Origin of the sequence: Streptomyces lydicus, assembly GCF_000717345.1 — a bacterium.
Lineage (GTDB): Bacteria > Actinomycetota > Actinomycetes > Streptomycetales > Streptomycetaceae > Streptomyces > Streptomyces lydicus.
Window position 1 is genome coordinate 196,786 of sequence record NZ_JNZA01000015.1, and the last position, 13,085, is coordinate 209,870.

Below are 13,085 nucleotides of genomic sequence, written 5' to 3' on the forward strand. Positions count from 1 at the left end.
CGTCTCCAGTCAGGGGGTGCGGGGGGTGGGGGAGTCCGGGATGTCGTCGTCGGGCCGGACGGCGGCGTGCATGGCGAGCACACCCGTCTTCTTGCGCTGCACGAACCAGTAGTAGGCGAAGCCGCCGAGCCCCACGACGCCGATGAACAGGAACGCGCCCCAGCGCAGGTACCAGTGCTGCGGGCCGGTCGCGTTGTAGACCGCGGCCCGCGGCCAGGCCAGGTTGACCGACATTCCGATGCCCCAGCAGACGGCGAGGAAGTTCACCGGGAGCCCGAACCTGCCCAGGGAGAACTTCCCCTCCCGCGGGGTCCAGTTGCCGCGCAGCCGCTGCACCAGCATCGGCAGGGTCACCGCCAGGTAGGCCAGGTAGATCATGATGATCGCGATGCTGGTGATCACCGAGAAGATCTGCGGCTGGTTGACGTTGAGGAACAGGATGCCGACCGCCACCAGACCGATGACGACGGCGGGCAGCACCGGTGTCTGGAAGCGCGGGCTCACCTTGGCCAGCAGCGACGCGGCCGGCAGGTTGTTGTCCCGGGCCATCGCGAAGGCCAGCCGGATGCCGGCGGTGTGCACCGCCAGTTCGCACACGGTGATCGCGATGACCACACACCACAGCACGACCAGCCCCACCGTCGAGCCGAGGGTGGCGAGCACCACGTACTGGAGGCCGTCCACGGACAGCTCCTTGGCGTGCAGGTCGGGCACCGCCAGCAGCGCGAAGAGCAGGATCAGACCGCCGATGAGGAACGACGCGATGAGCGCGCGCAGGATCGCCCGGGGCGCGTTGCGGGCCGGGTCCTTGGACTCCTCACCGAGCGACGACGCGGTGTCGAAGCCGTACATGACGTACGCCGAGGCCAGCGACGCGGTCAGGAACGCACCGAAGTAGCCGAGGGACTGGCCCTCGCCCAGGCCGAAGGTGTCCAGGACCGCGCTGGGCCCGCGGGTGATGTGTGCGGCGAGCAGCAGGACCAGGATGACGGCGGCGATCAGCTCGATCGCCACGCCGGCGGAGTTGATCCGGGCCATCAGCTTGACGCCGAAGGCGTTGACCAGGGTGGTGAAGGTGACCAGGATCGTGCCGAGCAGCACCGCGTTGGCGGCCGCCGACTTCCCCGTCCCGTCGCCGATGAACTGGAACCACGACGAGATCTGCGGCAGCGTCACCTGGTACGCCAGCGCCACCGCCGACAGCGACACCATCGACGCGGTCAGCATCATCCAGCCGCCGAGCCATCCGACGTGCGGGCCGCCCAGCTGCTTGGCCCAGTTGTAGATCGATCCGGCCACCGGGTAGCGGGCGGCCAGCTCACAGAAGCACAGCGCCACCATCAGCTGCCCGACGAAGACCATCGGCCAGGACCACCAGTACGCCGGACCGCCGTGCGCGATGCCGAAGTAGAACAGCTGGAAGGTGCCGGTGAGGATCGAGATGTAGCTGATGCCGGCGGCGAAGGTGTGGAAGTTGCCCAGGGTGCGTTTGAGCTCGGGCTTGTACCCGAGTTCGGCGAGCGAGGCGTCATCGTGGGAGTTGTCGTGGGGGGCGGCTTCGCGCCCGTTGTCCGGACGCGAGGGGCCGGGACCGGTCACTCGAACCACCTCTGCGGCCGCGGCTCCGTATTGCGCCAGATGTGCTTGGCCTCCTGGTACTCCGCCAGCCCGGCGGGACCCAGCTCCCGCCCGATGCCCGACTGCTTCATCCCGCCCCACTCGGCCTGCGGCACATAGGGGTGGAAGTCGTTGATCCACACCGTCCCCGCGCGCAGCCGCCGCGCGACCCGGTGCGCACGCCCGCTGTCCTGCGTCCACACCGCCCCGGCCAGCCCGTACACCGTGTCGTTGGCGAGCGAGACCGCCTCGTCCTCGTCGCGGAACCGCTCGACGGTCAGCACCGGGCCGAACGATTCGTCGCGCACCACCGACATGTCCGGGGTGCACTCGTCCAGCACCGTCGGCAGGTAGTAGAAGCCGTTCGCCAGCGAGGGATCGTCGGGGGCCGCGCCGCCGCAGAGCAGCACCGCGCCCTCCTCCAGTCCGGCCGCGACGTACCGCTCGACCTTCGCGCGGTGCGCCGCGGAGATCAGCGGTCCGGTCCGGGCGTGCTCGTCGAAGGGCCCGCCGAGCCGGATCCCCTGGGCACGGGTGACCAGCTCGTCGACGAACGCGTCGTGCAGCTCGTCCTGGACGAGGAGGCGGGCGCCCGCCGAGCAGACCTGGCCCGAGTGCAGGAAGATCGCCATCAGCGCGTAGTCGACGGCGGTGTCGAAATCGGCGTCCGCGAAGACGATGTTCGGGTTCTTGCCGCCCAGTTCCAGCGCGATCTTCTTCACCGTGGGCGCGGCCGCCGCCATGATCCGCCGCCCGGTGAGCAGCCCGCCGGTGAACGACACCATGTCCACCCGGGGGTCCTCGGTCAGCGGCGCGCCGACGTCCTGGCCGGTGCCCAGCACCAGATTGCCGGCACCGGCCGGCAGCCCGGCCTCGTCCAGCAGCCGCATCAGATGGATGGCGGTGTGCGGGGTCAGTTCGCTGGGCTTCAGGATGAAGGTGTTGCCCGTGACCACCGCGGGGGCGACCTTCCAGGCGGTCTGCAGCAGCGGGTAGTTCCACGGGGTGATCAGCGCGCAGACGCCGACCGGCTCGTGCCGCACCGTGCTGTCCGCCGCCGCGATGCCGGTGTCCACGACCCGGTCGGTGCCGCCGGACGCGCCCAGATTGCCGAAGTAGCGGAAGCAGGCGGCGATGTCGTCCATGTCGTACTCGCTCTCGACCAGCCGCTTGCCGGTGTCCAGCGATTCCGCCCTGGCCAGCTCGTCCTTGTCGCGCTCCAGCAGCTCGGCGACGCGCAGCACCAGCCGGCCGCGCTCGGCGGCCGGCGTCCCGGGCCAGGGCCCGTCGTCGAAGGCGGTACGGGCCGCGCTGATCGCCGCGGCGGCGTCCTTCGGCCCGCCCTCGTCCACAGTCGCGACCAGGGTGCCGTCCGCCGGGCAGCGGATCTCCCGCACCTGCCCGTTGGCCGCTGCGGTCCACTGACCGCCGATGAACAGCTCCGGCATGGTGGTGCCTCCGGTCTCCGGGCTCGTACGAGGCGGTGGCGACGCGCGCCCGGCCGACGGCGCACGGCCGCCGGACCACGTGACGTCACTGCCACTGAGCGTAAGACCGGCGCTGCGGGTCCGCACGGTACGAGGGGCCGGGGGAGAGCGGGACGCGGCGCGGGTGGGGCCGATGGGGTGACGGCGGGCCCGGGCGGGACAATGGGGGGATGTCGTCGAACGAGTCCGCGCCACAGCCGGCGCACCGGGGCGTACGGGAGCCGGCGCCGTACCCGGTCGCCGATGTCGCCGGGTACCTCGCCGGACGCTGGAGCATCGAACGCACCGTCCGCGATCTGCGGACCGGCACCCACGGCAGCTTCCGCGGGACCGCCGGATTCCGGCCGGACGCGGCGGCGGAGGCGGGCGACGAGGCGCTGCTGCACGTCGAGGAGGGCCGGCTGACGTGGGACGGCACGACGTACCCGGCGAGCCGCACGCTGCGCCTGCGGCCCCGCCCCGACGGCACCGCGGAAGTCGACTTCGCCGACGGCCGGACCTTCCACGACCTCGACCTTTCCACCGGCCGGTGGAGCGCCGTCCACCCGTGCGCCGCGGACCGCTACGAGGGCACCTTCACCGCCGTCACCGCCGACGAGTGGCACCTGGAGTGGCGGGTCACCGGCCCGGCGAAGGACCAGTTGCTGCGGACGGTGTACCGGCGGCTCGGCTGATCTCCGCCGGTCCGCGGGCCGCGACGCTCACCCGACCGGCCCGCTCAGCCCGCCGCCTGCTCCGTGGGCTTCACCGCCCGCAGGGCGTACAGCAGCGGAATGATCGGCTCCGACGGCGGCAGCCGCCACCAGCCGTTCTCGGCCCGCACCATGGAGTCGAACCGCTTCCAGGGCAGCAGCTCGGTCTCCCGTACGAGCTCGACGGTCAGCCCCGCGCCGACCACGGCCGAGATCACCTCACCGAGGCCGTGCCGCCACTCGTAACTGGTCGTCGCCCCCTGGAGGGGAGGTCCGTCGGTGTAGGTGGCGGGGCTGTCGCTCCGGAGGGGCCCACGGCCCGCCAAGTAGTCGTGGTGCAGCCGGAGTTGCTGACGCGCGGGATCCGGGCTCGGGCCCGGCCCCAGCGCGTCGAGCAGCGGATGGAACTCCACCAGGTAGAACGTTCCGCCGGGCCGGAGCAGCGCGTTGACGACGCCCGCCCAGGCGGTGAGGTCCGGCAGGTAGCACAGGGCCCCCTTGCCGGTGTAGACGACGTCGAAGCGGCGGCCGCCGAGCGCCGCCACGGCGTCGTGCACGTCCGCCCGGACGAACTCCATCGCCAGGCCCGCCTCGCCGGCCAGCCGGCGGGCCTCGGTGACGGCCGCCGCCGAGAAGTCCAGCCCCACGGTGTGCGCCGCGCCCCGCTCGGCGAACGCGGCCGTCTCGGTGCCCAGATGGCACTGCAGATGCAGCACGTCCCGGCCCGCCACCTCGCCGAGATCCACCCACTCGAACGGCGCGAACCAGTCCTCGGCGCACCGCGAACCGTCCAGCCCGTAGAACGCGCTCGCCACGTGAACGGGGGTACGGGCGTCCCAGTTGGCCTGGTTGGCGCGGACCATCTCCGCGAGGCCGGGCGGCGGCGTACCCGGTGCGGTCGCCCTCGGCTCCGGACTCGGCTCACACTTCTCCGTGGTCATCTCTCCCTTCTACCGCCCCGGTATCCGGGCCACCAGCAGCGGTGGCCGGTTGTCGACGTCGGCGCGGCGCGGCCGTCACCCGCCCCTGCGACAGCGTCACCAGCCGAGGCGCCCGCCGGACCAGCGCCTCGTCCTCGGTGGCCACGATGCAGCTGACCCGCCGCTCGCTCCACAGCCGTGCGAACAGCTCGGCCATCCCGGCCCGCGCGTCCCCGGCCAGCCCGTCCGTCGGCCGGTCCGCCAGCAGCACCGCCGGCCGCTTCACCAATGCCCGCGCCAGCGCCACCCGCCGCCGCGCCCCCTCGTCCAACTCCCCTGGATACGCCTCGGACCGGTCGCCGAGCCCGACCTCCGCCAGCGCCTCGCCGGCCAGCTCCCGGCGGTCGGCCGGGCGCAGCCGCAGCGGTACGAGCGCGCCCGCCACGTTCTGCCGGGCGGTCAGCCCGGGCGACAGGCCCGCCGGCACCGAGGGAGCCGCCCCGGCACCGCCGCCGCCCGCGACCGTACCGATCGCCTCCGCCCGGATGCGGGCCAGCCGGCATTCGGTCACGACGGCCAGATCCGTGCCGTTGAGCACGACACTGCCCCGGCTGGGCCGCTCCAGCCCGCCGAGGATCCGCAGCAGCGTGGACATGCCCGGGCCGGCCGGGCCGCGTACGACCAGCGTCCCTCCGTCCTCGACGAAGAACCCCACCTCGTCCAGGACCCGCACCCCGTCCCCGTCCCGGCCGCTTCGGCAGCAGGTGGTCACGCCGGTCAGGTGGTACACGGTGCACGCTCCTCCAGGCCGTCGGCCGGGTGCGCGACGCTCCTTCGATGACCGTAGGAAACGGGCGTGACCGGTCGATAAGGGCGGCGTGAGAGCGCGATGAGAAACCCGCCGCGGCGGAGCCGGCCTCCCCTGTTTGCCCGTCAGCCCAGTCGCGGCGGTGTCCAGTCGGCGTGGCGCAGGAGGGTGCGGACGGCCACGCCGGACGGCGCCAGCCGGAGCGCGGTGTTGCGCAGGGCGACGGCGACGGGGTGGGTCAGTTGCTGCCCCAGGCGGCCGGCCCGGCGGGCGGCGCGGGCGACGGCCTGGCTCCGGGGGCGCCGCTCGGCGTCGTAGCGGGTCAGCGCCGCCTGCACGGTCGACTCGGTGCGGAGCGCGGCGGCGAGGGTGGCCGCGTCCTCCAGCGCCTGGCAGGCGCCCTGGCCGAGGTTCGGGGTCATGGCGTGGGCCGCGTCGCCGAGGAGCGCGACGCGGCCCACGGCGTAGCCGGGCAGCGGCGTGGCCAGCTCGGTGATGTCGTGGTGCAGGACGTCCTCGGGCCTGGTCGCGGCCAGCAGCGCCGGGATCGGGTCGTGCCAGCCGTCGAACCGGCGGCGCATCTCGGCGAGCGGGTCCGGGTAGCGCACGCCGGCCGGGGAGTTGAGGACGGCGTGCCACTCGGCCCGGCCGTCGGTGAACGCGAGATGGCCGAACTCGGCGCCCCGCCCCCAGGTCGGTTCGAAGTCGGTCCGCAGCTCGACCGGGTGCGCGGTGAGGGCGCGCAGCACGGTCGACCCGCTGTGGACCGGGCCGGGGTGTCCGGGGAACAGCCCGCGGCGCAGCCGGCTGTTGACGCCGTCGGCGGCCACGACCAGATCCGCGTCGAGCGAGCCGTCCTTGAGGGAGATCCGTACCCGGGCGGGGTCGGAGCGGTCCACGGACGTCACCTCGGAGCCGATCACCAGGGACTCGGCCGGCAGCGCGGTGCGGAGTATCCGGTGCAGCGCGGCGCGGGGGATGCCGACGATCGGAGTGCCGAGGGCGCGCTCCAGCGCGGCCCCGTCCATGACGGCCAGCCGGCTTCCGTCCGGGGTCCGGGTGCCGCCGAGGTACTGCGGGCGGGCGGCCGCCCGTACGGCGTCGCCGACGCCGAGGGCGTCCAGCGCGCCGATGCCGTTCGCGTGCAGGGAGATGCCCGCGCCCGCGTCGTCGAGGACGCGGGCCCGTTCGACGACCGTCACGTCCCAGCCGATCAGGCGCAGGCCGACGGCCGTGGCCAGCCCCCCGATGCCCCCGCCGACGACCACCGCGCTGCTGCCCATGCCAGGCCCCTCTTCTCCCGATGCCCCTGCACGATCTTCTACAGATGTAGAAGGAGCGTACCCGGCCTCTCTCTACAGGTGTAGAAAGGGGTGGTGACCACCGACCGACGCACCGTTCTCGCCGACGCCGCCCTCGACGTGCTCGCCGGGGCAGGAATGCGGGGACTGACCCACCGCGCCGTGGACCGGGCAGCGGACCTGCCACCGGGCACCACCTCCGCGTACTACCGCACCCGTCAGGCGCTGCTCACCGCGCTGGTCCGGCGCCTGGTCGACCTCGACCAGGCGGAGCTGCGGCAGGCGGGGGAGGCGCCGCCGCCGCGGGACGTCGAGGAACTGGTGGCCGGGCTCGCCGCGTTCACCGAGCGGCGGCTCACCGGGGACGGCCGGCGGCGGTCCCTCGCGCGGTACGCGTGCGCCGTCGAGAGCGTGCGCCACCCGGAACTGCGGGAGATCCTCGTACCGCGCGAGAACGCCGCACGCACCGCCCTGCGCGACTTCCTCGCCGCACGCGGTGCGGCGGATGCCGAGGGCCGCACCCTGACCCTGCTGGCCTGTGTCGACGGACTGGTCTTCGACCGGCTGCTGGGCGGCGGGGGCGTGCTGGAGGAGGAGATCCGGGGCCTGGTCGAGGCCGCGCTGCGGTAGCCGCTGGGAAGCGGCCACGGACAGGCGTGGCCGGAAGTCGGCAGGTGGCGGGGCGTCGGACGGCCGCGTCCCGGCGGTCGGACAACTGGCTTTGTTTTACCGGCTGCTGACGAGCAATTATCCCGTCTCCCGTCTGCAACATCCGCCACGCGATAGGTATGTTGGACGCTGCGCCGCGTGGTCGTTCCGACACGGAACGAGTCCACCGTTGCGCCATCGCTGAGGGCTGTCGAGCGACAGGAAAGTGTGGAATGAGCCAGGAGACACAACCGCAGTCCGGCGCCGTCGATGTCACGATCCCGAGCGTCGCGCGGATGTACGACTACTACCTGGGCGGCAAGGACAACTACGCCGTCGACCGCGAGGCGTGCGAAGAGCTGAGCAAGGTGGTGCCGAGCACCCAGGTGCTGGCGATCAACAATCGGCGCTTCCTGCAGCGGGTGGTCCGCTGGCTGGCCGGCGAGCACGGCATACGGCAGTTCATCGACCACGGCTCAGGTCTTCCCACGCAGGACAACGTCCACCAGGTCGCCCAGCGGATCGACCCGGCCGCGCGCGTCGTCTACGTCGACAACGACCCCATCGTGCTGGCGCACGGCCGGGCGCTGCTGGAGGAGAACGCCAACACCGCGGTGATCCAGGCGGACATGCGGGACACCGACGGCATCTTCGGCAGCCCGGAGGTCGAGCGGCTCATCGACTTCGACCAGCCGGTGGCCGCGCTGTTCGTTTCCGTACTGCACTGCATCCCGGACTCCGACGACCCGGCCGGCCTGATCAAGCGGGTCGCCGACCGGCTGGCGCCCGGCAGCTTCCTCGTGGTGTGCCAACTGGTCAGCGAGGACGCCGCGACGCGGGACTTCGTCACCGAGTTCATGCGGGTGCAGACCCACGGGCAGTGGGGCCGGGTGCGCCAGGCCCATGAACTCGCCGGATTCCTGGACGGGTTGGAGATCCTGGAGCCGGGCCTGCTGGAGGTGTCCACCTGGAAGCCGGATGCGGACATCGGTCCGAAGCAGCTCACCCAGGAGTGGATCGAGTACGGGGGTGTGGCCCGCAAGGTGTAGGCGGGAAAGGACGCGAGGCGGGGCCCGCGGGCGCCGCCTCGTCACCGGCCGCAGGAACCGCCCCCGGTCCGCGCGCCGCCGGTGTCAGTTCTCCTTGAGCAGCCGCTCCAGTATCGCCAACGACTCGCGCGGCGACTCCGACTGGGCGCTGAGCCGGTCCATCACCGCGAGGTAGTGATCGACGTCGTCCCGCTTGTCCAGATAGAGCGCGCTGGTCAGCTGCTCCAGGTAGACGATGTCGGGAAGGTCGGGCTCCAGGAACCGCAGGATCGTGATCGGGCCACCGGCCGCCGCCAGCCCACCGAGGCTGAACGGCGCGATCTGCAGCGTCACGTTCGGCAGTTCGGCCATCTTCAGCAGATGTCTGAGCTGGCCCGCCATCACCTCGGGGCCACCGAGCGGTCTGCGCAGCGATGCCTCGTCGATCACCGCCCACACCCGCGGCGCATCCGGCAGGGTGAGCAACTGCTGCCGCTGAACGCGGAGTTGAACCCGCCGGTCGATCTCTTCGGGCTTCGACCGCGGATGGCCGAGCTGCGCCACCGCGCGGGCGTACTCCGCCGTCTGCAACAGGCCCGGCACGAACTGGACCTCGTACGTACGGATCACCGAGGCGGCTTCCTCGAGGCCGAGGTGGGTCTCGAACCAGCCCGGCAGCACATCGCTGTACTGGTGCCACCAGCCGGGGCTGCTGGTGCGGCGGGCCAGCTTCAGGAAGTCGGCACGCAGGCCCTCGTCCGTGACGCCGTAGAGCGTCAGCAGGTCGGCGACGTCCCGTTCCTTGCAGCTCACCCGGCCGAGTTCGAGACGGCTGATTTTCGCGTGCGAACCGCGGATCGCGTCGCCGGCGGCCTCGCGGGTGATGCCCGCGGCTTCCCGCAGCCGGCGCAACTGGGTGCCCAGCACGATGCGCAGGACGGTCGGACCGCCCCGCGGATGGTCGAGATAGCGGCGCAGGGACGGCTCGCTGCTCGGCTGCGCGGCGCTCATGCTGACTCCCCTGAGTGGTCGGGCGAACGCCCAGTGTCCCACCGCCACGAGTGTTCGTACAGCCGTGGTGACTACCCGGACGACATATGCGCCAATCTCGGCGGCATATGCCTCAGACGCGCTTGACGAGATCGTCGAAGTCGCCGTCCTTGGCGCCCTGGACGAAGGCTGCCATCTCGTCGCGCGTGTAGACCAGTGCCGGCCCGGAGGTGAACCGGGAGTTGCGCACCGCCACCCCGCCGTCCGAAAGAACGGCCAGTTCAACGCAGTTGCCGCTGGGGTTGCTGCGGCGACTCTTGCGCCAGACCGCGCCCTCGATGCTGGTCGCCCGTATGCCGTTGGTCACCGGCTTCATCACAGTTGCTCCCTTGCTGGAGGAGGCTCCTCCGACCGATCACGGGCCCGCGATCACGATGGCGTGAACGAGCCCCTCTGCGGCCGTCCTTACCGATGTAATTGCAGATGCACTTGCATCGAGGGACGGCTGACGAGGATATTAGCTCTCCGAGGCAGTTCGGCCCAGACCCGAAATCCCTTCAGCGGAGATGTTGATGACGGCACATCCGGCAGAGACCGTGCACGGCGCCCTTCGGGATGAAGCGCGTGAGGAGAGCTGGTGGCTGCCTGATCCCGACGGCTTCGCCGCATGCGCCCTCAGCAGCTCCGCCCACACCGTGGCGGAGGCCCGCCAGTTCACCCGCGCGACCCTCAAGGGCTGGCGGGTGTGTGCCGACGCCGCCGAGGACACCGCCCTGGTCGTCTCCGAACTCGTCAGCAACGCACTGCGCTACGGCTCCCCGGCGGCCGACGAGCGCACCCCCGGCACGCCCCTGCGCTTCTGCCCCGCCTGGCTCGCGCTGACCCGGCAGGACAGTGCCGTCCTGTGTGCGGTGTCCGACGCCGCCACCACCACACCCGTCGTCACCCCGCAGGACCCGCTGGCCGAATCCGGCCGCGGGCTGCACATCGTCGACCAGCTCAGTGTGGAGTGGGGCTGGACGTCGCCGGACACCTCGGGCAAGACGGTGTGGGCGACGGTGCCGGTACGCGGCTGACCCGCCGAGCGGCCCCGCGGGCCCGCGGTGTGTGACGATCTCCCGGTCGCGTCACACACCGCTGGAAGGCCCCACGAGCCGATGGATCTGCTGTCGCTGCGCTACTTCAGGGAGGTCGCGCGCCGTGAGCACATCAGCCGGGCGGCCGAGGAACTACGGGTGGCCCAGCCCTCGGTGAGCCGCACGATCACCCGGCTGGAGGCCGAACTCGGCGTGCCGCTCTTCGACCGGCAGGGACGGACGATCCGGCTCAACCGCTACGGATCCGCCTTCCTGGCCCGGGTCGAGCGGGCCCTGAACGAACTCGACGACGCCCGGCGGGAGGTCGCCGACGCCGCCGGGCTCGACGACGGCAGCGTCGCGGTCGCCGCGGAGACCCTGCTGCCGCTCACCGAACTGCTGGCCGCCTTCCGGGCCGCGTACCCCGGCGTCGCCGTCCGGTGCTTCCAGTGCACGCCGGAGAGGATGCTCGGCCGGCTGCGCTCCCGGGAGACCGACTTCTGCTTCGCCTCGCAGCCGCTGCCCGGACCCGGCCTCGACGCGGTACGGCTGCTGGACGAAGAGGTGCTGCTCGCCGTGCCGCTCGCCCACCCGCTGGCCGGGCGGAACCGGATCGCGCCGGCCGACCTCGTGGAGGAGCCCTTCATCACCACCCGGCCGGGGCACTGGCAACGCGCCCTGCTGGAGCGGCTGTTCGCGGCGACCGGACGGCGCCCGGTGATCGCCTGCGAGGGCGACGAACCCGGCGCCACCCACTTCCTGATCGCCGCCGGTCTCGGCATCGGCCTGATGCCCTCGCTCGCCCGGGCCGACCTCTCCGGGGCACCGCTCGGCTGGCTGCGGCTGGACACCCCCGACTGCGTACGCACCCTCGACCTGGTGCGGTCCGAGGACCGCTATCTCTCCCTGGCCGCCCGGCGGTTCCGGGACATGGCGGTGGCCCACTTCGACGAACGGGGCCGGCGGACGCGGGCGGCCCTGGAAGAGATGCCCTAGGTGTGCTGTCCGGGTCTCAGCCGTCCTCGCGGACCGCGGCGAACGGGCCGGTGCCGTACGGATGCAGGACGATCGCGAGCTCCTGAACGGCGGGGCACTCCTCGGACGGGGCGCCGGCGTACCGGCCGGTGGCGGCGAGCCGGCGCCGGACGCCCTGCTGGCAGAGCCGGGCCAGCCGGTCGGCCTCGACGGCCGACAGCGTCGCCTCCGGCCGCAGCTGGACGTGGATGACCGGGCGGGACTCCAGATCGCCGCCGGCCGCCGGGGCCAGGCAGAAGCCCTCGATCAGAGCGGCCAGCGGATTGCCCTCGTACAGCCCCTGTTCGACGTCCTGCGGAGTGATGATGGCCCCCCGAATGCTGCTCGGTCGTCCCGCCCGTACGGTCCTCGCCATCCTCGGGGCCGGGTGCGGGGGCCGTCATGAGCACGGCTACTCAGGTGCCCGGGTGAGTACCCCGGGACCCGTCACTATTGCGAAGTCGCGCGCAACACCCGGGCCGGCGCCAGGCGTCAGCCGGCCGCACCGTCCGCCGGTCCGAACGCCGCCAGCAGCTGCTCGGCCGCCAGCGTCGCGGTGAGCTCCCCGTCGCGCACCGCCCGCTCGACCTCCGGGCCCAGCCGGCGCACCTCCGGGTGTTCCTGGAGCCGGTCGATGAGCCGCTCGCGGACCATCGACCAGGTCCAGTCGACCTGCTGGGTGCGGCGGCGCTCGGCCAGCGCCCCGGTGGATTCGAGCAGGGTGCGGTGCTGCTCCACGCGGTCCCAGAGGTCCTTCAGGCCGGTGCCCTCGCGGGCGCTGCAGGTCAGCACGGGCGGCGTCCAGGCCGCGTCCGCAGGCTGCAACAGCCGCAGCGCGCCGGCCAGTTCGCGGGCCGCGGAGCGGGCGTCCCGCTCGTGCGGACCGTCGGCCTTGTTCACCGACACCAGGTCCGCCAGCTCCAGGACGCCCTTCTTGATGCCCTGGAGCTGGTCGCCGGTGCGCGCCAGGGTCAGCAGCAGGAACGTGTCGACCATGTTGGCCACGGTCGTCTCGGACTGGCCGACCCCGACCGTCTCCACCAGGACGACGTCGTAGCCCGCGGCCTCCATCACCACGATCGACTCGCGGGTGGCCCGCGCCACCCCACCCAGCGTCCCGGACGTGGGGGAGGGGCGGACGAACGCCGCCGGGTCGGTCGCCAGCCGCTCCATCCGGGTCTTGTCGCCCAGGATGGAGCCACCGGTACGGCTGGAGGACGGGTCGACGGCGAGCACCGCCACCCGGTGCCCCAACCCGGTCAGCAGCGTGCCGAGCGCGTCGATGAACGTCGACTTGCCGACACCCGGCACCCCGCTGATGCCCACCCTGCGGGCCGAACCCGAGTACGGCAGCAGCGCGACCAGCAGCCGCTGCGCCGCCGCCCGGTGGTCGGGGCGGGTGGACTCGACCAGGGTGACGGCGCGGGCGATCCAGGCCCGGGAACCCGCGCGGACACCCTCCGCGTACCGTTCGACATCGATCGTCGCAGGCATGGCCCCCCGC

General features: G+C 72.6%; 14 protein-coding genes. 5 read left to right on the top strand and 9 right to left on the bottom strand.

Features of this window, described 5'->3' with window-relative positions:
- Window positions 1-9 precede the first annotated feature (9 nt).
- Window positions 10-1,599 carry an APC family permease gene (locus OO62_RS17185; RefSeq protein ID WP_033268286.1) on the bottom strand — a complete coding sequence of 530 codons (1,590 nt, stop codon included), beginning with the start codon at window positions 1,597-1,599 and terminating at the stop codon, window positions 10-12.
- On the bottom strand, window positions 1,596-3,065 hold the full coding sequence (locus tag OO62_RS17190) for an aldehyde dehydrogenase family protein (protein WP_033268287.1): 1,470 nt from the start codon (window positions 3,063-3,065) through the stop codon (window positions 1,596-1,598). The genes OO62_RS17185 and OO62_RS17190 overlap by 4 nt, the downstream gene beginning before the upstream one ends.
- A gap of 209 nt (window positions 3,066-3,274) precedes the next feature.
- Between OO62_RS17190 and OO62_RS17195 the strand changes: the two genes are divergently transcribed.
- Window positions 3,275-3,778, top strand: a complete 504-nt coding sequence (locus tag OO62_RS17195) for a DUF6314 family protein (RefSeq protein WP_033268288.1) — start codon at window positions 3,275-3,277, stop codon at window positions 3,776-3,778.
- A 44-nt stretch (window positions 3,779-3,822) separates the two neighbouring features.
- On the opposite strand, the gene OO62_RS17200 is transcribed toward OO62_RS17195, so the two are convergent.
- The 3 genes from OO62_RS17200 to OO62_RS17210 form a co-directional block, all read right to left on the bottom strand.
- Complete coding sequence (locus OO62_RS17200) at window positions 3,823-4,737, bottom strand: class I SAM-dependent methyltransferase (RefSeq protein ID WP_033268289.1); 915 nt, start codon at window positions 4,735-4,737, stop codon at window positions 3,823-3,825.
- Complete coding sequence (locus OO62_RS17205; RefSeq protein ID WP_063739020.1) at window positions 4,718-5,506, bottom strand: ATP-binding cassette domain-containing protein; 789 nt, start codon at window positions 5,504-5,506, stop codon at window positions 4,718-4,720. Before OO62_RS17205 ends, OO62_RS17200 begins: the two co-directional genes overlap by 20 nt.
- A 143-nt stretch (window positions 5,507-5,649) precedes the next feature.
- Window positions 5,650-6,807 (bottom strand): FAD-dependent monooxygenase, encoded by a 1,158-nt coding sequence (locus tag OO62_RS17210; RefSeq protein ID WP_033268290.1) that lies wholly within the window; start codon window positions 6,805-6,807, stop codon window positions 5,650-5,652.
- Window positions 6,808-6,900: 93 nt separating this feature from the next.
- Here OO62_RS17210 and OO62_RS17215 point away from each other — a divergent pair, with 93 nt between their 5' ends.
- Complete coding sequence (locus OO62_RS17215) at window positions 6,901-7,455, top strand: TetR/AcrR family transcriptional regulator (RefSeq protein WP_033268345.1); 555 nt, start codon at window positions 6,901-6,903, stop codon at window positions 7,453-7,455.
- A gap of 251 nt (window positions 7,456-7,706) precedes the next feature.
- Window positions 7,707-8,522 carry an SAM-dependent methyltransferase gene (locus OO62_RS17220; RefSeq protein WP_033268291.1) on the top strand — a complete coding sequence of 272 codons (816 nt, stop codon included), beginning with the start codon at window positions 7,707-7,709 and terminating at the stop codon, window positions 8,520-8,522.
- Between the two features lie 84 nt (window positions 8,523-8,606).
- Here OO62_RS17220 and OO62_RS17225 read toward each other — a convergent pair whose 3' ends face one another.
- Window positions 8,607-9,512 (bottom strand): helix-turn-helix domain-containing protein, encoded by a 906-nt coding sequence (locus OO62_RS17225; protein ID WP_033268292.1) that lies wholly within the window; start codon window positions 9,510-9,512, stop codon window positions 8,607-8,609.
- A 112-nt stretch (window positions 9,513-9,624) separates the two neighbouring features.
- On the bottom strand, window positions 9,625-9,867 hold the full coding sequence (locus tag OO62_RS17230; protein WP_033268293.1) for a DUF397 domain-containing protein: 243 nt from the start codon (window positions 9,865-9,867) through the stop codon (window positions 9,625-9,627).
- A gap of 196 nt (window positions 9,868-10,063) precedes the next feature.
- Between OO62_RS17230 and OO62_RS17235 the strand changes: the two genes are divergently transcribed.
- Both OO62_RS17235 and OO62_RS17240 read left to right on the top strand, forming a co-directional pair.
- The gene (locus OO62_RS17235) at window positions 10,064-10,567 is read left to right on the top strand and encodes an ATP-binding protein (protein ID WP_051733317.1); all 504 of its coding nucleotides are present in this window, start codon (window positions 10,064-10,066) and stop codon (window positions 10,565-10,567) included.
- Window positions 10,568-10,648: 81 nt separating this feature from the next.
- Window positions 10,649-11,563 carry a LysR family transcriptional regulator gene (locus tag OO62_RS17240; protein WP_033268294.1) on the top strand — a complete coding sequence of 305 codons (915 nt, stop codon included), beginning with the start codon at window positions 10,649-10,651 and terminating at the stop codon, window positions 11,561-11,563.
- A 16-nt stretch (window positions 11,564-11,579) separates the two neighbouring features.
- Here the strand turns inward: OO62_RS17240 and OO62_RS17245 are convergent, their stop codons facing one another.
- Entirely contained in the window at window positions 11,580-11,957 is a 378-nt protein-coding gene (locus OO62_RS17245; RefSeq protein WP_051733319.1) for a hypothetical protein, read from the bottom strand.
- A 116-nt stretch (window positions 11,958-12,073) separates the two neighbouring features.
- Entirely contained in the window at window positions 12,074-13,075 is a 1,002-nt protein-coding gene (gene meaB / locus OO62_RS17250; protein WP_033268295.1) for a methylmalonyl Co-A mutase-associated GTPase MeaB, read from the bottom strand.
- Between the last annotated feature and the right edge of the window lie 10 nt (window positions 13,076-13,085).

What these genes read in the sequence shown, in the direction of transcription:
- OO62_RS17190 (WP_033268287.1), bottom strand. Translation starts at nt 3,065, where the DNA reads ATGCCGGAGCTGTTCATCGGCGGTCAGTGGACCGCAGCGGCCAACGGG.
- OO62_RS17195 (WP_033268288.1), top strand. Translation starts at nt 3,275, where the DNA reads ATGTCGTCGAACGAGTCCGCGCCACAGCCGGCGCACCGGGGCGTACGG.
- OO62_RS17200 (WP_033268289.1), bottom strand. Translation starts at nt 4,737, where the DNA reads ATGACCACGGAGAAGTGTGAGCCGAGTCCGGAGCCGAGGGCGACCGCA.
- OO62_RS17210 (WP_033268290.1), bottom strand. Translation starts at nt 6,807, where the DNA reads ATGGGCAGCAGCGCGGTGGTCGTCGGCGGGGGCATCGGGGGGCTGGCC.
- OO62_RS17220 (WP_033268291.1), top strand. Translation starts at nt 7,707, where the DNA reads ATGAGCCAGGAGACACAACCGCAGTCCGGCGCCGTCGATGTCACGATC.
- OO62_RS17225 (WP_033268292.1), bottom strand. Translation starts at nt 9,512, where the DNA reads ATGAGCGCCGCGCAGCCGAGCAGCGAGCCGTCCCTGCGCCGCTATCTC.
- OO62_RS17230 (WP_033268293.1), bottom strand. Translation starts at nt 9,867, where the DNA reads ATGAAGCCGGTGACCAACGGCATACGGGCGACCAGCATCGAGGGCGCG.
- OO62_RS17235 (WP_051733317.1), top strand. Translation starts at nt 10,064, where the DNA reads ATGACGGCACATCCGGCAGAGACCGTGCACGGCGCCCTTCGGGATGAA.
- OO62_RS17240 (WP_033268294.1), top strand. Translation starts at nt 10,649, where the DNA reads ATGGATCTGCTGTCGCTGCGCTACTTCAGGGAGGTCGCGCGCCGTGAG.
- OO62_RS17245 (WP_051733319.1), bottom strand. Translation starts at nt 11,957, where the DNA reads ATGGCGAGGACCGTACGGGCGGGACGACCGAGCAGCATTCGGGGGGCC.
- meaB (WP_033268295.1), bottom strand. Translation starts at nt 13,075, where the DNA reads ATGCCTGCGACGATCGATGTCGAACGGTACGCGGAGGGTGTCCGCGCG.